The organism is Sphingopyxis macrogoltabida (assembly GCF_001314325.1).
GTDB classification, from domain to species: domain Bacteria; phylum Pseudomonadota; class Alphaproteobacteria; order Sphingomonadales; family Sphingomonadaceae; genus Sphingopyxis; species Sphingopyxis macrogoltabida.
Map to the genome: position 1 here is coordinate 2,703,750 of NZ_CP009429.1, position 24,223 is coordinate 2,727,972.

Sequence of the window (24,223 nt, forward strand, 5' to 3'; positions counted from 1 at the left end):
CGAGGCCGGATGCGTACGCCGCATTTCCGACGCGATGGCGCGTGCGGAACGCGTCGTGGCACGGCCGCAAACGGGAGGATGTTATGAGGACCGCTTTTCTTCTGCTTTCGACGGCTGCCGTCGCCTTGGCCGCCATGCCGGCGCAGGCGCAAACCGCCGACGCCGCCAGCGATACCACCACCCACGCGGCGACGGGCGCCGACGACACCTATGGCGAAATCCTGGTAACCGCACAGCGCCGCTCGGAAAGCGTGCAGGACGTGCCGATCGCCATCTCGGCGTTCAACAGCGAGATGGTCGAAAGCAGTGGCAGCACCAATATCACCAGCCTCAACGGCCTCGCCCCCAACGTCGTCCTGCAGACGCAGGGCCTCGTCGCCAACGTGCCGATGATCTCGATCCGCGGCATGAGCACCGCCGATCCCGATCCCAATGCCGATCCCAAGGTCAGCACGATCATCGACGGCGTCTATATCCCCTTCGTCTCGAGCACGATGCTCGACCTGTTCGACATCGAACGCGTCGAAGTGCTGAAGGGCCCGCAGGGCGTGCTGTTCGGCAAGAACAACCTTGCCGGCACGCTCAACGTCATCACCGCGCGCCCGACCGACGATTTCGGAGCCGAGGCACGCTTCACGCTGGGCTCGTTCGGGCTCAAGCAGTTCCGTGGCAAGGTCAACAGCGGCCGCTTCGCCAACGACATGCTGGCGGCGAAGGTGGCGGTAAATTTCCGCGACTATAACGGCTACAGCCGCAACGTGATCACCGGCAACCGCCTCAACGGCAGCAACGTCAAGTCGGTGCGCGGCGCGCTCGACTTCGATCCGGGCGGCGCGTTCGATTCGGCGCTCGTCGTCGACTGGCTGAAGCAGAAGACGACCGGTCCGGCGCCGCATGTGCTCGACAACGGCGATCCCAACTGGGACCTGCTCCCCGACATCGTGAAGACCGATATCCGCAAGTCGGCGGTACTGTTCGATCCGATCGCCAACACCGAAACCTATGGCGGCTCGCTGACCTCGAACCTCGATGTGGGCTGGGGCACGATCACCTCGGTGCTCGGCTATCGCCACCTTACCTATCTGACCCGCGGTGATTTCGACGGGCTGATCACCCCCGCGCCGCAGCTCGATGTCACCCGCGATTTCTCGGGCAATTCCAAGAGTGCCGAACTGCGCTATGTGTCGCCGGCGGGCGAGCCGGTCGATTTCGTCGTCGGCCTCTATTACCAGGCCGACAAATGGCGCCAGTTCAACACCGTGCTCGCAACCCCGACCACGACGACGCGCGCGCAGCTCCGCCAGGACACCGAAAGCTACGCGATCTTCGCGCTGGTAAACGCACACCCCGCCGATGGGCTGACGCTGTCGCTCGGCGGCCGCTACAGCCACGACCGCAAGAAATACGACATCGCGAACCAGGTGTTCCTGAACGGCAACCAGATCTCGTCCTTCGCGAGCAGCCTCAAGGCGTCATGGGCAGAATTCACCCCGCGCCTGACGGTCAATTACGAAGTCACCCCCGACGTCATGGTCTACGCCAATTATTCGCAGGGCTACAAGGCGGGCGGGTTCAACTCGCGCGGCACGATCCCCGAAAATGTCGGCCCCTATAATCCCGAACGCGTCAACGCCTTCGAGGTCGGGGCAAAGACCGACCTGTTCGACCGGCTGTTGCGCTTCAACGTCGCGGGCTTCGTCAACAATTACCGCGACCTGCAAAGCTCGGTGACCAAGATGGGCGCGGTGCGGGCCGAGAATATCACGACCAACGTCGCCGCGGCCAAAATCTATGGCTTCGAGGTCGAAAGCCTGCTGCGCCCGATGGACAATTTCACCATCGGCGCCAATGTCGCCTATCTTCATGCGCGCTACACCGACTTCTGCGCCGACACCAACGGCGTCTTCACCGACGGTTCGCCCGAGGTCGGCCAGTGCGGCCCTGCCGTGCCGATCCTGATCAACGGCGTCCCCGACGGCACCTTCGCGGTCCCGACCGATTCCTCCGGTCTCGACCTCGCCAACGCGCCGAAGTGGAGCGGCAGCCTGTCGCTCGACTATGCGATCCCGACCGGCTTCGGCGAGATCAAGCTGCACAGCGATGCGCGCTATTCGGCCCGCTTCAATACCTGGGGCCGCAGCAACCTGCCCGGCTATTACCGCGACGAAGTCGTGCTGCTCAACGCCAGCATCGCGGTCGCGGGTCAGGATGACCGCTGGAAGGTCACGCTGTACGGCAGCAACCTGACCGATCAGGACGTGATTTCGGGCGCGACCAACGCCGGTGCCACGCCGATCACGCAATTCTACCAGCCGCCGCGCGAGTTCGGCATCGACTTTGCGATCAAATTCTGACGAACTGATCCGCGGCACGGCCCTGCCGTGCCGCGGTCCCCGTTTTCAAGACAGAACCTGGGAGAGAGACATGGGCTGGGATGTGAATCGGCGGACCTTCGTCGGCGGCATGGGCGCGCTCGCCGCGGCAGGGCTCGCGCTGCCGACCTATGCGAAGAACGGCAAGAAACTCAACGTCCTGATGATCGTCACCGATCAGGAACAGAGCGTCGCCAGCTATCCCAAGGGCCTGCTCGAAAAACTGCCGCATCACCGCGAACTGATGGAACGCGGGATGCTGGTCGAAAACTATCATGTCCACACGACGCCGTGCACGCCGTCGCGCTCGACGATCTTCCAGGGTCACCATACGCAGCAGACCGGGCTGTTCCTCAACAGCGACAACGCCCCCAACCCCGTCGCGGCAGAGGATATGCCGACGCTCGGCCACATGATGCAGGCGGCGGGCTATTACACCAGCTACAAGGGCAAGTGGCATCTCAGCCGGATGAATTTCGAACGCAACTGGCCGCGCGTGCCGGGCGGCATCTACCCCAGCACCGAGCGTGCGATGGAGAAATACGGCTTCCACGACTACGGCTTCGACGGCGAGGAACTGGGGCTGACCTGGGATGGCTATCGCGCCGACATGTATGTCGCGGGCGACGCCGCGCGCAGCATCTTCGACTTCGTCCGCCGCGACAAGGCGGGCGGCAAACCGTGGTTCATGGTCGTCGGCCTGATCAACCCGCACGACATCATGTTCTACGACGCGACGGGTGAGCAGGCGAAGCACCGCACCCACCCCGACATTCTTGCGCCGCTACGCCGCGAACCCGGCGATCCGATCTATGAAGTCGACAACAAGTTCGACCTGCCCGAAAGCTTCTACAAAGACGACCTCAGCACCAAGCCCGAGGCGCACAAGGGCATCCAGCGGCTGAACGATCTTTTCTACGGGCCGATGCCGCTCGGCGACCTCGAAAGCTGGCACCGCTTCAACAATTATTATTACAACTGCCTGCGCGACGTCGACCGGCGGCTGGGGCAATTGCTGTGGGCGCTCAAGGAAAGCGGCCAGATCGACAACACGATCATCGTCTATACCAGCGACCATGGCGAGCGCGCCGGGGCGCACGGGCTGCGCCAGAAGGCGGGCACGATGTACCGCGAGGAAACCAATATCCCGATGATCATCGCGCACCCCGATGTGAAGGGCGGGCAGACGACCAAGGGCCTGATGGGCGCGATCGACATCGCGCCGACGCTGATGACGATGGCGGGGCTGTCGGCCGACGAAGGAAAGAACCGCTTCCCGAACCTGCCGGGGGTCGATGTATCGGGGCTGCTGTCGTCGCCGGCGGCGCCGACCGAGCGCGACCGGCGCGGACATTTCTTCAACTATGCCGTCGCGCATATGTGGGAGCCCAATTCGGCGCGTGTCGTGGGGCCCCGCCCGCCGGGCGAGAAGGTGCCCGATTACAGCGCGATCTATAACCTCGAAAAGCGGCGCCTGCACCGCGGCGTCCATGACGGCCGCTGGAAATTCGCGCGCTATTTCGCCCCGGCGCACCATCATATGCCGAAGGACTGGAAGACGCTGAGCGAGCGCAACGACCTCGAGCTCTACGACACCCACGCCGACCCGGGCGAACTCGTCAACCTCGCGAACGATCCGAAGCATCGCAAGGAGGTGATGCGGCTCAACAAGATGGTCAATGCGCTGTCGGAGCGCGAAATCGGCGTCGGGCTCGACGACGGCCGCGAATATCCGGGGCCGACCGAACTCTACAACCGCCCGGGCTGACCGCTCAGGGCAGCGCTTTTGCCCCTGCCCCCTTTTCCCGTATCGGCGGGGCGGGCGCAATGCACGCGATCACATCAGGGCAAACCGAATTCGGCGTTGCGCCGGAGCAGTTCGCCGACCGAGTTGGCGAAGTGGCGCTCCATGGCGATCCGCGCCCGCGCCGGCTCGCGCGCCGCAATCGCTTCGGCGACCTCGCGGTGCAGCGCCAGCGTTTCCTCGCGCTCGGCCTCGGTCGTCCGGCCCTGCCAAGCACGCGGGATCGCGCGCTCCATCAGTTCCTCGAACGAGCGCACGATCTGGTAGAAGAGCGGGTTGCCGCTCGCCGCGGCGATCGTCTGGTGGAACGCGGTATCGGCCGCCGTTCGCGCCGCCTCGTCGCCCTCGATCGCCAGCCCGTGCGCCGCGGCGAGGATCGCGCGCGCCTGCTCCTCGCTGCGGTTCGTCGCCGCCATCTCGGCGGTGCGCAGTTCGAGCGTCCGGCGCACCTCCCAGACGTCGGCGAGGCTGACCTGCGCCGTGTTCACCGCATGCCCCATCGACGCCGCCATCACCGACCCGTCGATCGCGCCGACGCGCGGCTTCCGGCCGTTGCCGACATCGACCAGCCGCAGCGCCGCGAGCGCACCGAACGCCTCGCGCATCACCGGGCGGCTCACCCCCATCTCGGCCGCAAAGCTCCCCTCGCCCGGCAGAGTATCGCCGACCTTCAGGTCGTGGTCGCGGATATGGTCGCGCACGAAATCCATCGCCCGCTCGACCAGCGAGCCGCGCGCGCCGTCGATCGTCTGTACCGCTTCGTTCATGCCGCAATCCCCACCCGGCGCATCTCGGTCGGTGCCATACCGAAACGGCGCGAAAAGGCACGCGTGAAACTCGCATTATTGAGGTAGCCGCAGCGATAGCCGATGCTCGCCACGGGCAGGTCGCTCGCCGCCAGCAATCGCCGCGCCTGTTTCAGCCGCCGCTCGCTCAGCGCTTCGGCGACGGTGCACTGATAGATTTCGCGGAACCCGCGCGTCAGCTTGTCGCGATTGATGCCGCAGCCGCGCGCGATATCGTCGAGGGTCAGTTTCTCGTGCCAGCGCTCGTCGATCATGCGCCGCGCTGCGGCGATCCGCGCGATATCGGTCTCGGCAAGGCTGGTCGCCCCCTCGATCGCGATCAGCCGCCCTTCGGCCAGCGCGGCGAAAAGCTGGCAGAGCAGCTCGATGCTCCGCGCCAGCCTCAGCGTATCGGCGGCGGCATCGTCGCTTCCCGGCTCGACGATCGACTGCCCCAGTGCGCGCAGGTCCGACGGCAGATACCAGCGCGCGCCCTCCCCGGGCAGGTCGCCGAACAGACGGCAGCAGGCGCCGCGCGTGACGGCAAAGACGAGCAGGTGGTGGTCGACCGCGCCGTCCAGATCGCGAAAATCGAGCAGGCTCACCGCTGGCTCGCCGATATCGTGAAAGCCGAGCAGCAGCGCATCGGGCGGCAACAGCCGGCGGTCGCACGCGCCGCGCCCGACGAAGGTGGTCATCTCGTGCGAAACGATGATCGGATGCTTGGTTGCCATGCTGCTTCTCCCGGTCTCGCTCTAGACCTATCAGACAGCTTTAGCAATACCTATCTGATAGGTTCTGCGAAAATCGACGCCGGCGCCCGCCGCATCGCGAGCAGGAAGGCAAAGAAGGACAGCGCGCTCACCGTCACTCCGACCAGCGCCAGCGCCTCGGCGAGCATCGCCTCGCCGCCCATCAGGCTGCTCACCTGCGTGACGAACCACGGCGCGAGGCCGAAGCCGATCAGCCCGGCGATGGCGATGAAGGCGCCGATGCACAGCCCGCGCAACTCGTTCGGGATGAAGACGGTCAGCGCCACCGACACCACCAGCCCGGTCACCGCGCCGCAGGTCGACAATATCCCCAGCCCCACCGCAAAGCTCATCACATCGGGCATCAGCGGGAACAGCGCGGCAGGTACCCCCAGTCCCGCCGCGATGACCGCGCCCAGCAGCAGCCGGCCACGCCGGCGGCTCTTCTGTCCGATATCGGCCGAAATTCCACCGAGCACCGCACCGGCAACCCCGGTGCCGAACATCAGCGCCCCGACCCAGCCGGCAAATTCCTGCGGCTGCAGCCCGAAATCGCGCGACAGCACGGGCGCGACCCAGACGGTCGCCGCCACATCGGCCATCACCACCGCGACCTGCCCCGCGAACAGAGGGCCGAGGAAGGCGCGCCGTGCCCAAAGCTCGGCGGCGACGATCCGGAACGGCGCATCGGGGCCCGCCTCCACCTCGCGGCGCGCGGGCTCGCGGAGCAGCAACAGAGGCAGCAGGCACAGCGCGCTGATCGCGGCGAGCACGACATGCGCGCTGCGCCAGGGCGCCAGACCCGCGAGCCACGAGGGCACGGCGGCTTCCGAAAGCAGGCCGAACAGCCAGCCGGTCAGCGCGAAACCGAGCGCGACCCCCAGCGCCTTGCCCAAATTGACGATCAGCATCGCGCGGCCGCGCTGTTCGGGCGCGCAGAAATCGGCGCACAGCGACAGCGCGGCGGTCAGCGATCCGGTCGAGCCGATCCCGACGAGCATGCGGGCCGCGGTCAGCAGCCCGGCGCTCGGCGCGAAGGCGGTCAGCAGCGTGCCGAGCGTCCAGAGGAGCGCCAGCCCGATCGTCAACCGCACGCGGTTGCGGCGATCGACGAGGATGCCGATCGGCACCGAAAAGAGCACCATCGGCACCGCGGCACCGAGCCCCTGGATCAGCGCCAGCGCGTCGTCGCCGAGCCCCAGTTCGGCCTTGGCGCTTTCCTGGATCGTGCCGAAGCTGCCGAGCGCGGTGAAACCCATCGTCGTCACCAGCGCGAGCAGCAACAGTGGAATGATCGTCGCGGGCGCGGTCAGCCGCGTGCCGCGCGCCGCGAGAGGTTCGGCCACACTTGCCATCACAACGCGAAAATCTTGCCGGGGTTGAGCAAATTTTGCGGATCCATCGCGCGCTTGATCACCCGCATCTGCTCGACCGCCCCACCCAGTTCGGCGACCAGCCAGTCCTGCTTGCCGATGCCGATGCCATGTTCGCCGGTACAGGTACCGTCCATCGCCAGCGCGCGTTCGACCAGCTTCGCGTTGATCGCCTCGACCTCTTCCAGCTCGGCCGGCGCGTCGGGGTCGATCGAGAAGATGACGTGGAAATTGCCGTCGCCGACATGGCCGAGGATCGTCGCCGGGACGCTCGCACCCTCCAGATCGGCGTGCGTCTCGGCGATGCATTCGGCGAGGCGGCTCATCGGAACGCAAACGTCGGTCGCCCAGCCGATCGCGCCTGCGCGCATGTTGACCGCAGCATAATAGGCCTCATGCCGCGCGCGCCACAATTTCGTCCGCTCCTCGGGGAGGTTCGACCAGCCAAAGCTCCCGCCGCCATTGGCTTCGGCGAGCATCTTCACCGTCTCGACCTGCTCGGCGACGTGCGATGCGCTGCCGTGAAATTCGAAAAACAGCGTCGGAGCCTCGGGATAATCGAGCTTCGACCAGCGGTTGACCGCCGTCATTTGCTTGGCATCGAGGATCTCGACTCGGGCCAGCGGCACCGCGCACTGGATCGACTGGACGACGGTATCGACCGCGCCGCCCAGCGTCTCGAAGCTGCATACCGCCGCCGAAATCGTATCGGGGACGGGATGGAGGCGCAGCGTTACTTCGGTGATGATGCCCAGCGTGCCTTCGGAGCCGACGTAGAGCCTCGTCAGGTCGTAACCCGCCGCCGACTTGCGCGCCCGGCGCGCGGTGCGGATCACGTCGCCCTGCGGCGTCACCACCTCGAGGCTCAGCACCGCATCCTTCATCGTGCCATAGCGCACCGCGTTGGTGCCCGACGCGCGCGTCGATGCCATGCCGCCGATCGTCGCATTGGCGCCGGGATCGATCGGGAAGAACAGCCCCTGATCGCGCAGGTGGATATTCAGTTCCTCGCGCCGCACCCCCGGCTGGACGACGCAGTCGAAATCCTCGGCATGGACCGCGAGCACCCGGTCCATCTGGCTCATGTCGAGCGAGATGCCGCCTCGGATCGGCGCCGCATTGCCCTCGATCGAGGTACCCGCGCCGAACGGCACGATCGGGATATCGGCGGCGGCGCATAATTTGACCAGTGCCACCACCTCGTCGGTCGAGTGCGCAAAGACGACGGCGTCGGGCAGCACCGTAGCGAAATGCGTTTCGCTGGCCCCGTGCTGCCCGAGCACCGCTTCGCCCCGCTGGAAACGCTCCGCGAACCGTTCCTCCAGCGCCCCCACCAGGCTGGCGGGGAGCGGTTTGCGTTCCCCCGATTGCACCGTCCCCGCCATGGTCAGAACTTCAGGCTGGCACGCACGCCATAACGGCGGCGGTCGCCCGTAATGCCGAGGTCGGAAGCCGGCAGCCCCGCGAGCGCCAGCGTCGTCTTCTCGATATAGCTTTCGAAATATTCGGTGTTGAACAGGTTGTTGGCGAACAGCGCAACCTCGACCGGGCCGGTGCGATAGGCGATCGACGCATTCGCCAGCCAATAGCTGTCGAGGATCGTCGGCGTCGTCTCGTTCAGCGTCGCCGCCAGCCGCTTGCCCTTGCCGAACAGCCCCGCGCCCAGCACCACCTCGCTGTCGGCGCCCGTCTCGATCCGGTAATCGGTCGAGATGTTCGCCAGCCAGTCGGGCTGGAAGGTCAGCCGGTCCGACGACAAGGTACGGCCCGTCGTCGTTTCATAGGCGGTCGGATCGGTGATCCGGGCGTGCATATAGGTGAAGCCGCCGCGGATCGTCCACGCCGGGACCGGCCGGACCAGCGCTTCCAGTTCGATGCCATAGCTTTCGACGTCGCCGGTGTTGAGGTCGACGGTGACCAGCCCGCCGCCTTCCGCCGGCGCGATCGAGTTCAGCCCGATATAATTCTTGTAGTCGTTATAGAAGACCGCACCCGACAGCATCAGGCCTGCGCCCGTATATTTGGCGCCGGCTTCGTACGTCCACGCCGAATCGCCGCCATAGGTGCGCACCGCCACCGGCGCGGTCGGCGCGTTGAAGCCGCCGCCGCGATAACCGCGCGCGACCGACACATAGGTCATCAGGTCGGGAGTCCATTTGCGCGAGACGGTCAACTTCGGCTGCCACTCGCTCGACTTCAGCTTCGCGCTGGTCAGGCTGGTCGCCGGCATCACGCCGAGGATCGAGGTGGTGACCGAATCCACTGTTCCGCGCGAGACGCGGTTTTCGCGATCGTAACGGAGGCCGAGCGCCACTTCCCAGTCGGCGGTCGGCTTCCAGAACAGCGTGCCGAACGCCGCATAGGTGTCGGCGACATTTTTGGCGGTCGTGTTCCGTACGATGTTCACCGGGCCCAGCAGCGGATGGATCAGGTTGATCGTGTCGGTGTTGTTGACCCGCGTTTGCTCGTTGCTGGTGAACAGGCCGACGAGGGTCGAAAACTGGTCGGACCATTCGCTGTCGAGGCGCGTTTCGATCGTCATCGTGCGCAGGCTGTCGCGACCGATCGAACGGACGGTGTTGTCGGGGCCGAAATCGCCGTCGCTGTCGGGGGCGAAGGAATTGCGCATATCATATGCGCCGATCACGCTGAGCTTCGATCCGCCGCCCAGATCGGCCTCGGCGCGCGCGTTGATCCCGCGATATTTATACGAGATCTGGTTGAGTGTATTGAACGTGACGTCGCGGCGGTAATCCTTGGGTCCGGTAACCCGCGAATAGGGGATATTCACCCCGTCGACCCAGTCGTAATAGCCCTTCACGGTCAGCGAAAAGCCGTCCGCCGGCGTGAAGCGCAGGGTGGCATTGACCGAGTCGGTGTTGAAGCGGTTCGCATCCTTGTTCAGGATCGTGTTGGTCAGGAAACCGTCCTGCTGGCGGTGCGACGCGGCGATCCGGAAGCCCAGCACATCGTCGATGATCGGCCCGCTGACCGCACCCGAGACCAGCCAGCTATTGTCGGGACCGGCATAGCTGCCGTTGGCGCGCACCTCGAAGTCGTTGCTCGGCTGGCGGGTGATCACGTTGATCGCGCCGCCCAGCGTGTTCTTGCCGTACAGTGTTCCTTGCGGGCCGCGCAGCACCTCGATCCGGTCGACGTCGAGCAGCGGATTGTTGAGATAGGCGGTGTTCGGCTGGTAGATGCCGTCGATGAACAGGCCGACGCCGGGCTGGACGCTCTGCACCAGCGTCACCCCGACGCCGCGGATCGCAACGAAGGCCCGGCCCGATCCGTCGCTGTTGATGTTGAGCCCGGGCGACAGCACCGCGGCTTCGCGCACCGAATTGATCCCGCGCGCCGTCAGCGTGTCGCCATCGATCGCGGTGACCGCGATCGGCACGTCGGACAGGGTCTCGTCACGCTTGCGCGCCGTCACCACGATGACGCCGTCGTCTTCGCTCTCGGCGGCGGCGGGCGTCGCCGCACTATCCTGCGCAAAACCGGGCGTTGCACCCAGCGTCGCGGCGAGTACGAGCGTCGAAACGGCAGCAAATCGGAACTTTGTCATCAGGCATCCCCAAAAACGGCGGTCTCGGCCGCCCGTCGATACCTATCTGACAGCTTTTTTACCTATATGAAAGGTCCGCGATTGTGCGGATCCGCAGACCGGGTTTGCAGGGGCGCTGGTGTGATCGCCACAGCGGCGTCATTGCGAGCGAAGCGAAGCAATCTCCAGCCATCGACCCAGCATATCGCCCGTTGGGGATTGCCGCGTCGCCTGCGGCTCCTCGCAATGACGGGGGCAGTCGCCTACCAACAGCTATAGCCGCCGTCCGCCAGCACAATGCTTCCGGTCATCAGGCTCGCCATGTCCGATGCAAGGAACAGGATCACCGCCGCCACCTCTTCGGGCTCGCCGAGCCGGGCTTGCGGGGTACCGTCGATCCAGCGCCGGTACATCTCGCTCGTCTTGTCGGCGAAGGCATTGAGCGGGGTCGCGATATAGGTCGGCGCGACCGCATTGACCCGCACGCCCCGGCCCGCCCATTCGGCGGCGAGGCTCTTCGTCAACTGGTGCACCGCCGCCTTCGACGCATTATAATAGCTCTGCGGCTGCGGCCGGTTGACGATGAAGCCCGACATCGACCCGACGTTGACGATGCTTCCCGACCCGGCCGCCAGCATGTGCCGCCCGAAAGCGCGCGCGCACCAGAAGCTGCCGTTGAGGTTGACGTCGAGGACATGCCGCCAATGCTCGTCGGCGACATCCTCCGCAGCGGTCTCGCTGCGCGCGATCCCGGCATTGTTGATCAGAATATCGATCCGGCCGTCGCGCTCAATCATCGCCTGCGCCGCGGCATCGACCGCGGCGCTGTCGGTCACGTCGAGCGATTGCGCGAAGACGGCATAGCTCTTTGCCGCGAGGCCGGCGACCGCTTCGTCTAATGCCACGATATCCCGGTCGGCGATCGTCACCCGCGCTCCGGCTTCGGCAAGCGCCTCGGCGGTCGCAAGGCCGATCCCCTGCGCACCGCCGGTGACAAAGGCCGTGCGGCCGTCGAGGCGCAGCTTTTCAAGATACATGGTGCTACTCCGGCAGGAAAGCGGCGGCGGGCATCACCGGTTCGTGAAACGCTTCGCCGTGCGTCATCCGGTACACCATCCGGTAGGATCCGAACTCGGGCCAGGGCAGCCCCCCATCGCGCGCGAAGCCGGCCCAGAGGCCGTGGACACGATCGGCGAGCTCCTGCGGCGGTGCTTCGCCCGCCAGCCCCTGCAGCCCGGTGGCACAGGCGAGCGTATCGAACACGAACGGCATCTCGATCCCGTGACAGGCACCCAGTTCGCCCTCGCACGCGGGCGAGCGCCAGTCGAACTCGTACATCCACGTCTTGCCCTGATGCGCCGCGGCATATTGGCGCGCCGGCCAGCGAAAGACGAGGTCGTTCATCGCGTCGGTCATCGCTTCGCCCGGCCGCACGCCCTTCGTCTTATATCCGTAGGCGCGCAGCGCCTTGCCGGCGTTCGGCAGCGACTTGCCGAGCAGCCAGCGCGCGAGCAGTCCGCCGATCTTCCGCCTGACGCCGGTCGGGACGAAATAAAGGTTCATCTCCTCGGCATTGGTGCCGATCAAAATCTCGACATCGCGCCCCGCCCCCTTGCGCAGCGCATCGAGCGGCTTTTCGGGCAGCACATCGTCGCCATAAACGGGGATGAAGCGGCTTATCCCGAACACCGGCTCGATCCCGTCCGCCCCGCGCAGGTCGAGCCGCGCGGTCGGCTTCGCGACCTTCTCGATCGCGTCCATCGCAGCTTCATCCGATATACCGCGAAAGCCGTCGGCATCGGGTGCAACGCGCAATATCCGCGCGAGCTTGCGCACCAACCGCTGCGCCACCGCAATCTCGCGCACCATCGACCCGTGCCCGCTCTGGATGATCGCGCGGCGAAACAATCCTTCGGCGAGCGGCGACGTCACCAGATCGGCGATCGCCATCGCCCCCGCACTCTCGCCGAACACAGTGACATTGCCCGGGTCGCCGCCGAACGCCGCGATATGGCGCTGCACCCATATGAGCGCGAAGATCATGTCGCGCAGCCCGAGATTGGTCGGCGCGCCCGGCACCGGCAGGAAGCCGTCGATTCCCATCCGGTAGTTGATCGCGACGCACACCGCTCCCGATCGCGCGAACGCCGATCCGTCGTGCACCGGCGCATCCTTGCTGCCGGCAACGAAACCGCCGCCGTGGATGAACACCATCACCGGCGCGGCTTTGGCTTCGCGCGGCGCCCAGATGTTGAGCCGCAGATAATCGCCATCGCCGCCATCCGACCCGTACCCGACCAGCGGCGTCGGATCGATCATAGGAAAGGGCTTGATGCGATACGGCGCGGCTGGTCCAGGTTCGGCCGCGTCGCGCACGCCCTGCCAGGGCGCGGGCGGCCGCGGCAGCGCGAAACGCGCCGGCGGAGCGGCATAGGGGATGCCGAGGAAACGGGCGATCGTGCCGTCGATGATGCCGCGGACCATGCCGCCATCGACGGCAATGCCCGCCGTGAAGTCCGTATAACTGTCCATGGCGCAGGCTAGCGCGAAGCGGCGAGACGGAACATGGCCAAGACTATGCCCTGCGTCGGAATATATTTGCTCCGCGGGCGAGGCCTAACCGATCGGCAACTCGTTGGTCGATTTGATCTCCGACAGGGCGACCGTGGAATTGATTTCCTGCACCCCCGGCAGCTTGCTCAGCCGGTCGAAGAAGAAGCGCTCATAAGCATCGATATCCTTGGCAACGATGCGCAACATGAAATCGGTCGTCCCCATCAGGACATAGGCGTCGAGCACTTCGGGAAAGGAACGGATCGCCTCGCCGAATTCGTCGAGGTTGGCGCGGCCGTGCGCGTTGAGCTTTACCTGCGCGAAAATATGGGCGTTGAGGCCCACCTTGCGCCGGTCGATCACCGCCACGCGCTTGCGAATCACCCCTTCGCGCTCGAGCCGGTCGATCCGCCGCCAGCAGGGCGAGGTCGACAAGCCGACACGCTCGGCGATCTCCGCCGTCGTCTGATTCGCATCGCGCTGCAATTCGCGGATGATCTTTATCTCGAAAGGATCAAGTTCGGTCATTTCATCCCCATAACCTCAATTTGTCGATCATACCATCCCACATTGGGGGCCGAAGACGGAAATGCGATCAAGTTTTTTCCTGCTTTTGCGGCGATAAGTCGCTGCCTGTCAGAAGGAGAATATTCATGGTCACCCGTCCCAGCCGCCTGAACCCGCCGATGGAGTGCGTCCGCCTCCACGACGCGCAGACGGGGCTCGACGGTGTCATTGCGATTCACTCGACGACGCTTGGCCCCGGTGCCGGCGGCTGCCGTTTCTGGACCTATCCCGATATCGATGCCGCGCTCGCCGATGCACTGCGCCTCGCCGAGGGCATGAGCTACAAGAACGCCCTCGCCGGCCTGCCGCTGGGCGGCGCCAAGGCGGTGCTGCGGCGGCCAGAGGGCCCGTTCGACCGCGCCGCACTGTTCCGCGCCTTCGGCCGTGCGGTCGAGGACCTCGGCGGCTCTTACATCACCGCCGAAGACGTTGGCACGACGGTCGAGGACATGCACGAGGTGGCGAGCGTATCGCGCCATGTCGCGGGGCTGAAACCGCTCGAAGGCCTCGCGGGCGGCGATCCGTCGCCGTGGACCGCCAAAGGCGTTTTCGATTCGATGCGCGCCGCCGCCCGCTTCGCGCTCGACAGCGACCTCGACGGCCTGACGGTCGCGGTACAGGGCACCGGCAATGTCGGCGCCGACCTCTGCCGCCGCCTCGCCGATGCCGGTGCGCACCTCGTCATCGCCGACCCGAGCCCGGCGCGCCGCGACCGGCTCCAGCATATCCTCGGTGCGAAGGTCGTCGATGTCGAAGAAATCGCCGAAGTCGACGCCGATATCTTCGCGCCCTGCGCCCTCGGCGGCGCCCTGACGCCGCATAGCGTCGCGCGGCTGAAGGCAAAGCTCGTGTGCGGCGGCGCCAACAACCAGCTCGCGACACCCGAGGTCGCCGGCCTGCTTGTCGAGCGCGGCATCACCTATGCCCCCGACTATGTCGTCAACGCCGGCGGCATCATCAACGTCTCGGCCGAATATCTTGGCGAGGACGAGGCGCATGTCGCGCGGCGCGTCGCGCAGATCGGCCCGCGCGTGACGGCGATCCTCGAACGCGCGGCACGCGAGGGCCGCTCGCCCGCCGCCGTCGCCGACGAAATGGCCGAACAGGTCATCGCCGGCGCCCAGCGGGTGGCCGCCTGATGTGGCATTTCGGAATCGATGCCGTCGTCGATCCGCAGGTCCTGCCGCGGATCGCCGGTTTCTTCGCGCAGCGCTCGATCGTCCCGACGCAGTTGAAGGCGCAGGTCGACGGCGATCGCATGCGGATCGAGGTCGCGGTCGACACGATGGACCGCCATCAGGCCGAATGCTGCGCCGCCAAGCTGCGCGAGGGGTTCACTGTGCTCGCGGTGCGCGTCTACCGGCACGAGAGGCTTGTCGCGGCCGCCTGAGACCGGCACAAGCCGCCGATGCAGACGCGCCTCGTCGAATATTTCCTCGCGCTCCATCGCGAACGGCATTTCGGCCGCGCCGCCGCAAGCTGCAACGTGTCGCAGCCGACGCTGTCGGCGGGGATCGCGACGCTTGAGGGGCAGCTCGGCAAGCGGCTGATAGTCCGCGACCGCAAATATGCCGGGCTGACCCCCGAGGGTGAGGCGATCCTGCCGTGGGCGCGGCAGTTGATCGCCGCCGCCGACGCGCTCGAACAGGTCGCGGGCACGGCGCATGGCCCCTTGAAGGGCGAGTTGCGGCTCGGCGCGATCCCGGCCTCGATGCCCGCGACCGGCTTTCTCGTCGAGGCGATCCGCGCGCGTTTCCCCGACCTCAATGTCCAGGTGCGCGCGCTCACCTCGCGCCAGATCGAACGCGAACTGGCGGCGTTCGAGCTCGACGCCGGGGTCACCTATCTCGATTTCGAGCCGCCCGCCCACGCCCTCGCCGTCCCGCTCTACAGCGAGCGCAGCCGGCTGGTCAGCGCCAAGGATGGCATCGCGGTTCCCGACCGGCCCGACTGGCACGACCTCGCCCGCCTGCCGCTCTGCCTGCTGCATCAGGGGATGCAGAACCGGCGGATTCTCGACGCCCATCTCGCCGCGCTCGGGCTCGCGTTGCGGCCGATCGTTACCGCCGACAGCTATATCGCGCTGCTTGCGATCGTCCGGCAGGGCCATCTCTGCTCGATCATGCCCGACAATCACGCGCTGCTGCTGCAGGGCCTCGACTGGGCGCGGATCACCCCGCTGCCCGAAACCGGCGAAGCGAACCGGATCGGTGTCATCGTCTCCGACCGCACCCCGATGGGCCCGCTCGCGCAAAGCGTGCTGGCGGTGGCCCGCGAGTTGCGGCTACCGCAGGGCTACCACCTTTCTTGATAGATAAAATCTATCAAACATGGCGCAGATCGATTTGACCTGTGCACGCCCCTGCGCCACTGACTTTGGCCGGAAAAGGATGGCGTACATGGGATTGGACGAAGCGAAGCGGCTCATCAACGGCTGGGTCCGCCGCGAAGGCAGCGGACGCGACCGGCTGCTGCCGTTGCTGCACATGGTGCAGGACGAGATAGGATATATCGATGACACCCTCGTCCCGGCAATCGCGGCGGCACTGAACCTCAGCCGCGCCGATGTCCACGGCGTCCTGACCTTCTACCACGACTATCGCCGCCAGCCGGCGGGGCGCCATATCGTCAAGCTGTGCCGCGCCGAAAGCTGCCAGGCGCGCGGCGGCGCGGCGGTCGAGGCCGCCGCTGCCGAACGGCTGGGCGTCGCGATGGGCGAGACGCGGCGCGACGGACAGGTGACGCTCGAACCCGTCTATTGCCTTGGCCTGTGCGCCATCGGCCCCAACGCTTTGATCAACGGGCGCCCGGTGGCGCGGATCGACAGTGCGGCGCTCGATCGCATCGCTGCCGAGGTCGCGGCATGACGCGCGTCTTCATCAGCCGCGATATGGCGTCGGTGGCGCTCGGCGCCGACGAGGTCGCGCGCGCCTTTGCCGACGCCGGATGCGAGGTCGTCCGCACCGGATCGCACGGGCTGTTCGTCATCGAGCCGCTGGTCGAGGTGGAAGCCGGGGACCGCCGCATTGCCTATGGCCCGGTGACGCCCGCCGACGTCGCAGCCATCCTCGACGGCACCCATCCGAACTGCCTCGGCGAAATCGCCGCCCTGCCCTTTTTCGCCAGACAGCAACGCTTCACCTTCGCGCGCTGCGGCATCGTCGACCCGCTGAGCCTCGCCGACTATGCTGCGCATGGCGGCTGGATCGGCCTCGACATCGCGCGCGCCGCCGAACCGCAGGCGGTGGTCGACGCCGTCAAGGCCAGCGGGCTGCGCGGCCGTGGCGGCGCCGGATTCCCGACCGGCATCAAATGGCAGACCGTGCTCGATGCGCCCGGCGCAACGAAATATATCGTCTGCAACGCCGACGAGGGCGACAGCGGCACCTTCGCCGACCGCATGCTGATGGAAGGCGATCCCTTTTGCCTGATCGAGGGCATGGCGATCGCCGCACATGCGGTCGGCGCAAGCCACGGCTATATCTATATCCGCAGCGAATATCCGTTCGCGATCCAGACGATGCGCGACGCGATTGCGCTGTCGGCCGGGCGCATTGCGCCGTTCACGCTCGAAGTGCGCGCGGGCGCCGGCGCCTATGTCTGCGGCGAGGAAACCGCGCTGCTCGACAGCATCGAGGGCAGGCGGGGACAGGTGCGGGCCAAGCCCCCGCTCCCCGCCCTCTCCGGTCTGTTCGGCAAGCCGACGGTGATCAACAATGTGCTGAGTCTTGCCGCCGTGCCTTTCATCCTCGCCGAAGGTGCGGAAGCCTATGCCAACGTCGGCTTCGGCCGCTCGCGCGGGACGATGCCGGTACAGCTCGCGGGCAATGTGAAACATGGCGGCCTGTTCGAGGTCGGCTTCGGCATCACGCTCGGCGAACTGGTGAACGACATCGGCGGCGGCACCGCCAGCGGCCGCCCGGTGCGCGCGGTACAGGTCGGCGGGCCTTTGGGCGCCTATTTCCCGCCGTCGATGTTCGACCTGCCGTTCGATTATGAAGCGTTCACCGCGGCGGGCGGACTGATCGGCCATGCCGGGATCACCGTCTTCGACGACAGCGTCGACATGGCACATATGGCGCGCTTCGCGATGGAATTCTGCGCCGCCGAAAGTTGCGGCAAATGCACGCCGTGCCGGATCGGGTCGACCCGCGGGGTCGAGATTATGGACCGCATTATAGCTGGTAGACCCGTACCATCTTCCGTTCGTCCTGAGCTTGTCGAAGGACCGTCCTTCTCTGCGGACGTCGAAAGAAAGAACAGCCCTTCGACAAGCTCAGGGCAAACGGGGTTTTTAGACCAAGCCCTCTACTCGCGCGCGCCCGATCGCATCGACGTCAGCCTCGGCGCCCAGACCGCGCTGCTCCGCGACCTGTGCGACACGATGAAATATGGATCGCTCTGCGCGCTCGGCGGATTCACCCCCTATCCGGTGCTGAGCGCGCTCGATCATTTTCCCGAAGACTTCGGTGCGCCCGCGCCGGTCCTTGCAGCGGCGGAGTAAGAACATGGGCTTCACCCGCGAAACCGACCTTGGCACCCCGCCTGCTATCGCGACGGGCAACAATGTCACGCTGACCATCGACGGGCAGAGCGTCACCTTGCCCGAAGGCACCTCGATCATGCGCGCCGCCTCATTGAGCGGCGGGGCGATCCCCAAGCTGTGCGCGACCGACAATGTCGAAAGCTTCGGCTCGTGCCGCCTCTGCCTCGTCGAGGTCGAGGGGCGCGCCGGCTATCCCGCCTCCTGCACCACCCCGATCGCCGAGGGCATGGTCGTGCGGACCCAGACCGAGCGGCTGAAGCAGCTGCGCCGCGGGGTGATGGAGCTTTATATCTCCGACCACCCGCTCGACTGCCTGACCTGCGCCGCGAACGGCGACTGCGAATTGCAGGACCAGGCGGGCGCGGTGGGCCTGCGCGACGTGCGCTACGGCTATGACGGCGCGACCAACATGGGTCAGCCGAAAGACCAATCGAACCCCTATTTCGATTTCGACCCGTCGAAATGCATCGTCTGCTCGCGCTGCGTGCGCGCCTGCGACGAGGTGCAGGGCACCTTCGCGCTGACGATCGAGGGCATGGGTTTCAACTCGAAGGTCGCCGCCTCGCAGAACGACAGCTTCCTCGCGTCCGATTGCGTCTCGTGCGGCGCCTGCGTGCAGGCGTGCCCGACCGCGAGCCTGATCGAGAAAAAGGTCGTCGAAACCGGCACCCCCGACCGTGCCGTCGTCACCACCTGTGCCTATTGCGGCGTCGGCTGCACCTTTCGCGCCGAGATGCGCGGCGAGGAACTGGTGCGCATGGTGCCGTGGAAGGACGGCAAGGCGAACCACGGCCATAGCTGCGTCAAGGGCCGCTTCGCCTGGGGCTATGCCCAGCATCAGGAACGCATCCTTAATCCGATGATCCGCGCCAGCGTAAGCGAACCGTGGCGCGAGGTGAGCTGGGACGAGGCGATCGCGCACACCGCGAGCGAATTCCGCCGCATTCAGGACAAATATGGCCGCCTCGCCGTCGGCGGCATCACCTCGTCGCGCTGCACCAACGAGGAAACCTTCCTCGTCCAGAAGCTGATCCGGCAGGGCTTCGGCAACAACAATGTCGATACCTGCGCGCGCGTCTGCCACTCGCCGACCGGTTACGGCCTCAAGACGACCTTCGGCACCTCGGCGGGAACGCAGGATTTCGACAGCGTCGAGCAGGCCGACGTCATCCTCGTCATCGGCGCCAACCCGACCGATGCCCATCCGGTCTTCGGCAGCCGGATGAAACAGCGGCTGCGGCAGGGGGCACAGCTAATCGTCGTCGATCCGCGCCGCATCGATCTCGTCAAATCGCCGCATATCGAGGCCGCGCATCACCTGCCGCTGCGCCCCGGCACCAATGTCGCGCTGCTGACCGCGATGGCGCATATCGTGGTGACCGAGAAGCTCTACAACGAAGCCTTCATCCGCGAACGATGCGATTGGGACGAATTTCAGGACTGGGCCGATTTCGTGTCGGAAGCGAACCGCTCGCCCGAAGCGATCGAGCCGCTGACCGGCGTGAACCCCGCCGACCTGCGCGCGGCGGCGCGGCTTTATGCGACCGGCGGCAATGCCGCGATATACTACGGCCTTGGCGTGACCGAGCACAGCCAGGGCAGCTCGACGGTGATGGCAATCGCCAACCTCGCGATGGCGACGGGTAATATCGGGCGCGAGGGCGTCGGCGTAAACCCGCTGCGCGGCCAGAACAATGTCCAGGGCGCGTGCGACATGGGCAGCTTCCCGCACGAATTTTCGGGCTATCGCCATGTCTCCGACACTGCGGTGCGCGAGATGTTCGAGGCGGCGTGGGGCGTGCCGCTCGACAGCGAGCCGGGACTGCGCATCCCCAACATGCTCGACGCCGCGACCGACGGCAGCTTCAAGGGGCTGTTCATTCAGGGTGAGGATATCCTCCAGTCCGATCCCAATACGCACCATGTCGCCGCCGGCCTCGCGGCGATGGAATGCGTCGTCGTGCAGGACCTGTTCCTCAACGAAACCGCTAACTACGCGCATGTCTTCCTGCCGGGATCGACCTTCCTCGAAAAGGACGGCACCTTCACCAACGCCGAACGCCGCATCCAGCGCGTGCGCAAGGTGATGGCGCCGCTCAACGGCTATGCCGACTGGGAGGTTGTCCAGCATGTCGCCAACGCAATGGGGCTCGGCTGGACCTACACGCATCCGTCGGAGATCATGGACGAGATCGCGGCACTCACCCCGACCTTCGCCGGCGTCCATTACGACCGGCTGGAAGCCGAAGGCTCGCTGCAATGGCCCGCCAACGACGCCGCGCCCGACGGCACACCGACGATGCACATCGACGGTTTCGTGCGCGGCAAGGGCAAGTTCGTCGTCACCGATTATGTCCCGACCGACGAAAAGACCGGACCGCGCTTTCCGCTGTTGCTCACCACCGGCCGCATCCTCAGCCATTACAATGTCGGCGCACAGACCCGGCGCACCGCCAACACCGCCTGGCATCCCGAGGACCGGCTGGAAATCCATCCGCTCGACGCCGAAAATCGCGGCATCAAGGACGGCGACTGGGTCGGCCTGAAAAGCCGCGCGGGCGAAACGACGCTGCGCGCGCTGATCACCGAACGCGTCGCGCCGGGGGTCGTCTACACCACCTTCCACCACCCCGACACGCAGGCGAATGTCATCACCACCGACTATTCGGACTGGGCGACCAATTGCCCCGAGTATAAGGTGACGGCGGTGCAGGTGGGCCTGTCGAACGGCCCGTCCGACTGGCAGGAGGATTATGCCGAGCAGGCCCGCCAGAGCCGCCGCATCATGTCGGTAGAGGCCGCCGAATGAGCGACGCACAAGAAGAGGGGGTCATGTCGACCGCGGACCGGCTCGTCTATATGGCGAACCAGATCGCGCGCAATCTGGCGGCCGAGGGCGGCGAGCGCGCGGCCGACATGGTCGCCGACCATATTCGCAGCTTCTGGGATCCCGCGATGCGCCGCAACATCATCAGGCTCGCCGGGGAACGCCCGGAGGCGCTGTCGCCGATCGCCGCCGCAGCGGTCGAGCGGATTGCCGCAGCTTGAGCGGCAGGCCGGCCGCCGAGCAGCCTTTCGTCCGTCTGACGCCCGACGGCGACCGCGGCAATGTGATGCGCGAACTCGCCGAAGAAGTCCCGATCGCGCTCGAATTCAACGGCATCGGCTATGCGGTGCTGATGGCGACCCCGGCCGATATCGAGGATCTCGTCGCCGGCTTCCTGATCGCCGAACGGCTGCAACTGCCCGGCGACGCAGTGGTCGAGGTCGCGCTCCATCGCACCGAACGCGGCGTCGTCGCGCGCGCCAACCTGCCCGCCGAACGCACCGGCGCGCTGCTCGACCGCGTCCGCCACCGCGCGACCGACTCCTCCTGCGGCCTCTGCGGGATCGAAAATCTCGAACAGGCGATCCGTCCGCTGCCGCACGTCACCGCCACCTCTTCGGCGAGCGAAGATGCGGTGTTCCGCGCACTCGCGAGCCTTGCCGACCATCAGGCGCTCAACCGGCGTACCGGCGCCGTCCACGCCGCCGCCTGGGCCGGCCCCGACGGCACGATCAGGCTGGTCCGCGAGGACGTCGGACGCCACAATGCCTTCGACAAGCTCATCGGCGCGATGCGCCGCGCCGGATCGGCGTGGGACGGCGGCTTCGCCCTGCTGTCCTCGCGCTGTTCGTTCGAACTCGTGGAAAAGGCGATCCTCGCCGACTGCCCTTTGCTCGTCACCATCTCGGCGCCCACAAGACTGGCCGTCGAACGCGCGACCGAGGCAGGGCTGGAACTCCGCGTCCTCGCGCGGCCCGACGCCATGCTCGCGGTCCCCCGCTAAGCTACCCCTTCGCCGGCCCGAAGGTCGCGATCAGGTCATAGGCCGCCCCGACGAAATGCTGCCGCACCAGCGTGATCCCGTCGTCGCCGCGCCATGTGCGCCGCTCGATCAGCAGACAGGGCGCGCCGGGCAGCAGGTTGAGCGCCGCGGCGGTTTCGCGGTCGGCACCAACTGCGGCAATGCGGGTCTCGGCTTGCGTCCACGGCACATGTTTCAGCAGCCACGCACCGGGCGACGCGCCCTCAAAATCGACCGCTTCGGTCTCGGGCACCGCCGACAGGCTGACCAGCCGCTGCTCGCTGGCGAGCGGCACCCCATCGGCATGGTGCACGCCATCCAGCACCAGCAGCCTGCCCTTGCCCGCCAGCAGCATCTCTTCGTCGCTGTCCGGATCGGGCGCCCGGACCTCGCGCCGCAACAGCGCGTAGCGATAATGCTGCCCGCGCTGGACGACCTCCTGTTCGAGATCGGGGACGTCGAGCACCATCGAATGGACACGCGGCCGCGCGACGAAGGTGCCCGCGCGCTTGCGCCGGTCGATCAGCCCGGCGGCGGCCAGCGCCGACAACGCCTTGTTCACCGTCATCCGCGAACAATCATAATGGCGCATCAGTTCCTGCTCGGTCGGCAGCCGCTCGCCCGGCGGCAGCGCGCCCGACAGGATGCGCGCCTCATAATCCGATCGGATACGGTCGTGGAGCGGCCGCTTCACGCCGTCAGCCGGTCCAGCGTGGCGGCGTAACGCTCGATGATCCGTGCCCGCTGGCGATGCCGCCCGCGCTCGACCAGCCGCTCGCCCCGCCGCCACACGCTATCGATCGCGCTTCGCCCCGCGGCAAACACATAGGCATCAAGCAACGCGTCACCCGCTTTCCCGGCAAGCGAGGGGTGACTGAGGTCGAGGCCGACGATATCGGCCGGCGCCCCCACCGTCAGGCCGCCCGTAACACCGAGCGCCGCCGCGCCGCCGTCTACCGCAGCGGCATAGATGTCCGCCCCGGTCGAGCGCCCTTCGCCGCGCGCCAGCATGTTGCGGCCACGGTGCAGCAGGCGCTGGCCATATTCGAGCAAGCGCAATTCCTCGCTCACATCGATCAGCACGTTCGAATCGCTCCCGACCCCGAAGCGCCCGCCCGCCGCCAGAAAAGTCTCGGCCGGAAACAGGCCGTCGCCCAGATTGGCTTCGGTGATCGGGCAGAGCCCGGCAATCGCGCCGCTTTTCGCCAGCGCTTCACTTTCGTCGGGCGTCATGTGGGTCGCATGGACGAGGCACCAGCGCTTGTCGACCGCGGCGTGACCCAGCAGCCATTCGACCGGCCGCTGCCCGCTCCAGTCGAGGCAGTCGGCGACCTCCTTCACCTGCTCGGCGATATGGATATGGACCGGACGCCCGGCACCGATACCGGCGAGCGCCGCAAGCTGGTCGGGCGACACGGCGCGCAGGCTGTGCGGCGCAATGCCGACGATCGCGTCGGGCAAACCGCGCGCCGCGGCATCGGCGCCGTCGAGCAGCCGGGCGTAACGGTCCAGATCCATGACGAAGCGCATCTGCGCGGGCTGCGGCGCCTGCGCCCCGAAACCGGCATAGGAATAAAGGACAGGCAGCAAGGTCAGCGCGATGCCGCTTTCGTCCGCCGCCGCGACGATCGCGCGGCTCATTTCCGCCGGATCGGCGAACGCCGCTCCGCCGATATCATGGTGGAGATAATGAAACTCGCCGACGCGCGTGAAGCCGCCCTCGAGCATCTCCATATAGGCGAGCGCCGCGACCGCGCGCAGGTCGTCGGGGGTCATGCGGCCGAGAAAGCGGTACATCACCTCGCGCCACGTCCAGAAGCTGTCGCCCGAGGGTCCGCGGCGTTCGGCCAGCCCCGCCATGCCGCGCTGGAAGGCATGGCTGTGGAGGTTGGGCATTCCCGGCACCCCGCAGCCGTGGCGTTCGTCGCCGGGCCGGGGCGCGGCATCCGACTCGACCGCCGCGATCAGCCCGTCCCGGATCGTCAGCCGGACGCCGCGCGCGAAGCCGGCCGGCAGCAACATATGATCGAAAAACAGGTGAAGATCGTCCGTTTGCTGCGCCGAATTCATGATCGT

General features: G+C 66.6%; 20 protein-coding genes. 10 read left to right on the plus strand and 10 right to left on the minus strand.

Annotation, left to right across the window (positions count from 1 at the left end):
• Positions 1-83: 83 nt before the first annotated feature.
• Both LH19_RS13340 and LH19_RS13345 read left to right on the plus strand, forming a co-directional pair.
• Entirely contained in the window at positions 84-2,354 is a 2,271-nt protein-coding gene (locus LH19_RS13340) for a TonB-dependent receptor (protein WP_054728757.1), read from the plus strand.
• 70 nt (positions 2,355-2,424) lie between these two features.
• A complete protein-coding gene (locus tag LH19_RS13345) occupies positions 2,425-4,140 on the plus strand; it encodes a sulfatase-like hydrolase/transferase (RefSeq protein WP_054728760.1) in 1,716 nt (571 codons plus the stop codon).
• A 74-nt stretch (positions 4,141-4,214) separates the two neighbouring features.
• Here the strand turns inward: LH19_RS13345 and LH19_RS13350 are convergent, their stop codons facing one another.
• The 8 genes from LH19_RS13350 to LH19_RS13385 form a co-directional block, all read right to left on the minus strand.
• Positions 4,215-4,943 carry a FadR/GntR family transcriptional regulator gene (locus tag LH19_RS13350; protein WP_054728763.1) on the minus strand — a complete coding sequence of 243 codons (729 nt, stop codon included), beginning with the start codon at positions 4,941-4,943 and terminating at the stop codon, positions 4,215-4,217.
• The gene (locus LH19_RS13355; protein ID WP_234715927.1) at positions 4,940-5,695 is read right to left on the minus strand and encodes a helix-turn-helix domain-containing protein; all 756 of its coding nucleotides are present in this window, start codon (positions 5,693-5,695) and stop codon (positions 4,940-4,942) included. The genes LH19_RS13350 and LH19_RS13355 overlap by 4 nt, the downstream gene beginning before the upstream one ends.
• 50 nt (positions 5,696-5,745) lie before the next feature.
• On the minus strand, positions 5,746-7,059 hold the full coding sequence (locus tag LH19_RS13360; RefSeq protein ID WP_234715928.1) for an MFS transporter: 1,314 nt from the start codon (positions 7,057-7,059) through the stop codon (positions 5,746-5,748).
• Positions 7,060-7,067: 8 nt separating this feature from the next.
• Entirely contained in the window at positions 7,068-8,471 is a 1,404-nt protein-coding gene (locus LH19_RS13365) for an FAD-binding oxidoreductase (RefSeq protein WP_054728770.1), read from the minus strand.
• A gap of 2 nt (positions 8,472-8,473) precedes the next feature.
• Positions 8,474-10,654 carry a TonB-dependent receptor gene (locus LH19_RS13370; RefSeq protein WP_054728773.1) on the minus strand — a complete coding sequence of 727 codons (2,181 nt, stop codon included), beginning with the start codon at positions 10,652-10,654 and terminating at the stop codon, positions 8,474-8,476.
• Between the two features lie 242 nt (positions 10,655-10,896).
• Positions 10,897-11,670, minus strand: coding sequence for an SDR family NAD(P)-dependent oxidoreductase (locus LH19_RS13375; protein ID WP_054728776.1), 774 nt, complete (start codon positions 11,668-11,670; stop codon positions 10,897-10,899).
• Positions 11,671-11,674: 4 nt separating this feature from the next.
• Complete coding sequence (locus LH19_RS13380; RefSeq protein ID WP_054728777.1) at positions 11,675-13,165, minus strand: carboxylesterase/lipase family protein; 1,491 nt, start codon at positions 13,163-13,165, stop codon at positions 11,675-11,677.
• 84 nt (positions 13,166-13,249) lie between these two features.
• Positions 13,250-13,714, minus strand: coding sequence for an Lrp/AsnC family transcriptional regulator (locus LH19_RS13385; RefSeq protein ID WP_054588421.1), 465 nt, complete (start codon positions 13,712-13,714; stop codon positions 13,250-13,252).
• A 125-nt stretch (positions 13,715-13,839) separates the two neighbouring features.
• On the opposite strand from LH19_RS13385, the gene LH19_RS13390 reads away from it, so the two are divergent.
• The 8 genes from LH19_RS13390 (at position 13,840) to fdhD (ending at position 22,129) form a co-directional block, all read left to right on the plus strand.
• Positions 13,840-14,892, plus strand: coding sequence for a Glu/Leu/Phe/Val dehydrogenase family protein (locus tag LH19_RS13390; protein WP_054728780.1), 1,053 nt, complete (start codon positions 13,840-13,842; stop codon positions 14,890-14,892).
• Positions 14,892-15,143 carry a hypothetical protein gene (locus LH19_RS13395; RefSeq protein ID WP_054588423.1) on the plus strand — a complete coding sequence of 84 codons (252 nt, stop codon included), beginning with the start codon at positions 14,892-14,894 and terminating at the stop codon, positions 15,141-15,143. The genes LH19_RS13390 and LH19_RS13395 overlap by 1 nt, the downstream gene beginning before the upstream one ends.
• An 18-nt stretch (positions 15,144-15,161) precedes the next feature.
• Positions 15,162-16,064 carry a LysR family transcriptional regulator gene (locus LH19_RS13400; RefSeq protein WP_054728782.1) on the plus strand — a complete coding sequence of 301 codons (903 nt, stop codon included), beginning with the start codon at positions 15,162-15,164 and terminating at the stop codon, positions 16,062-16,064.
• Positions 16,065-16,152: 88 nt separating this feature from the next.
• Positions 16,153-16,620, plus strand: a complete 468-nt coding sequence (locus LH19_RS13405; RefSeq protein WP_054728785.1) for a formate dehydrogenase subunit gamma — start codon at positions 16,153-16,155, stop codon at positions 16,618-16,620.
• Complete coding sequence (locus LH19_RS13410) at positions 16,617-18,257, plus strand: NADH-ubiquinone oxidoreductase-F iron-sulfur binding region domain-containing protein (RefSeq protein ID WP_054728788.1); 1,641 nt, start codon at positions 16,617-16,619, stop codon at positions 18,255-18,257. Before LH19_RS13405 ends, LH19_RS13410 begins: the two co-directional genes overlap by 4 nt.
• A gap of 4 nt (positions 18,258-18,261) precedes the next feature.
• Complete coding sequence (gene fdhF / locus LH19_RS13415) at positions 18,262-21,108, plus strand: formate dehydrogenase subunit alpha (RefSeq protein WP_054728791.1); 2,847 nt, start codon at positions 18,262-18,264, stop codon at positions 21,106-21,108.
• Positions 21,105-21,347: a formate dehydrogenase subunit delta gene (locus tag LH19_RS13420; RefSeq protein ID WP_054728794.1), complete on the plus strand. Its 243-nt coding sequence runs from the start codon at positions 21,105-21,107 to the stop codon at positions 21,345-21,347. The genes fdhF and LH19_RS13420 overlap by 4 nt, the downstream gene beginning before the upstream one ends.
• Positions 21,348-21,412: 65 nt before the next feature.
• Positions 21,413-22,129, plus strand: a complete 717-nt coding sequence (gene fdhD, locus LH19_RS13425; protein WP_082396328.1) for a formate dehydrogenase accessory sulfurtransferase FdhD — start codon at positions 21,413-21,415, stop codon at positions 22,127-22,129.
• A 1-nt stretch (position 22,130) separates the two neighbouring features.
• Here the strand turns inward: fdhD and hutC are convergent, their stop codons facing one another.
• Together hutC and LH19_RS13435 are read right to left on the minus strand one after the other, a co-directional pair.
• A complete protein-coding gene (gene hutC / locus LH19_RS13430) occupies positions 22,131-22,841 on the minus strand; it encodes a histidine utilization repressor (RefSeq protein WP_054728800.1) in 711 nt (236 codons plus the stop codon).
• Complete coding sequence (locus LH19_RS13435) at positions 22,838-24,217, minus strand: formimidoylglutamate deiminase (RefSeq protein ID WP_054728806.1); 1,380 nt, start codon at positions 24,215-24,217, stop codon at positions 22,838-22,840. The genes hutC and LH19_RS13435 overlap by 4 nt, the downstream gene beginning before the upstream one ends.
• Between the last annotated feature and the right edge of the window lie 6 nt (positions 24,218-24,223).

Coding starts and splice junctions, on each gene's coding strand:
- LH19_RS13340 (WP_054728757.1), top strand. CDS start 84: ATGAGGACCGCTTTTCTTCTGCTTTCGACGGCTGCCGTCGCCTTGGCC.
- LH19_RS13345 (WP_054728760.1), top strand. CDS start 2,425: ATGGGCTGGGATGTGAATCGGCGGACCTTCGTCGGCGGCATGGGCGCG.
- LH19_RS13350 (WP_054728763.1), bottom strand. CDS start 4,943: ATGAACGAAGCGGTACAGACGATCGACGGCGCGCGCGGCTCGCTGGTC.
- LH19_RS13355 (WP_234715927.1), bottom strand. CDS start 5,695: ATGGCAACCAAGCATCCGATCATCGTTTCGCACGAGATGACCACCTTC.
- LH19_RS13365 (WP_054728770.1), bottom strand. CDS start 8,471: ATGGCGGGGACGGTGCAATCGGGGGAACGCAAACCGCTCCCCGCCAGC.
- LH19_RS13370 (WP_054728773.1), bottom strand. CDS start 10,654: ATGACAAAGTTCCGATTTGCTGCCGTTTCGACGCTCGTACTCGCCGCG.
- LH19_RS13375 (WP_054728776.1), bottom strand. CDS start 11,670: ATGTATCTTGAAAAGCTGCGCCTCGACGGCCGCACGGCCTTTGTCACC.
- LH19_RS13380 (WP_054728777.1), bottom strand. CDS start 13,165: ATGGACAGTTATACGGACTTCACGGCGGGCATTGCCGTCGATGGCGGC.
- LH19_RS13385 (WP_054588421.1), bottom strand. CDS start 13,714: ATGACCGAACTTGATCCTTTCGAGATAAAGATCATCCGCGAATTGCAG.
- LH19_RS13390 (WP_054728780.1), top strand. CDS start 13,840: ATGGTCACCCGTCCCAGCCGCCTGAACCCGCCGATGGAGTGCGTCCGC.
- LH19_RS13395 (WP_054588423.1), top strand. CDS start 14,892: ATGTGGCATTTCGGAATCGATGCCGTCGTCGATCCGCAGGTCCTGCCG.
- LH19_RS13400 (WP_054728782.1), top strand. CDS start 15,162: ATGCAGACGCGCCTCGTCGAATATTTCCTCGCGCTCCATCGCGAACGG.
- LH19_RS13405 (WP_054728785.1), top strand. CDS start 16,153: ATGGGATTGGACGAAGCGAAGCGGCTCATCAACGGCTGGGTCCGCCGC.
- LH19_RS13410 (WP_054728788.1), top strand. CDS start 16,617: ATGACGCGCGTCTTCATCAGCCGCGATATGGCGTCGGTGGCGCTCGGC.
- fdhF (WP_054728791.1), top strand. CDS start 18,262: ATGGGCTTCACCCGCGAAACCGACCTTGGCACCCCGCCTGCTATCGCG.
- LH19_RS13420 (WP_054728794.1), top strand. CDS start 21,105: ATGAGCGACGCACAAGAAGAGGGGGTCATGTCGACCGCGGACCGGCTC.
- fdhD (WP_082396328.1), top strand. CDS start 21,413: ATGCGCGAACTCGCCGAAGAAGTCCCGATCGCGCTCGAATTCAACGGC.
- LH19_RS13435 (WP_054728806.1), bottom strand. CDS start 24,217: ATGAATTCGGCGCAGCAAACGGACGATCTTCACCTGTTTTTCGATCAT.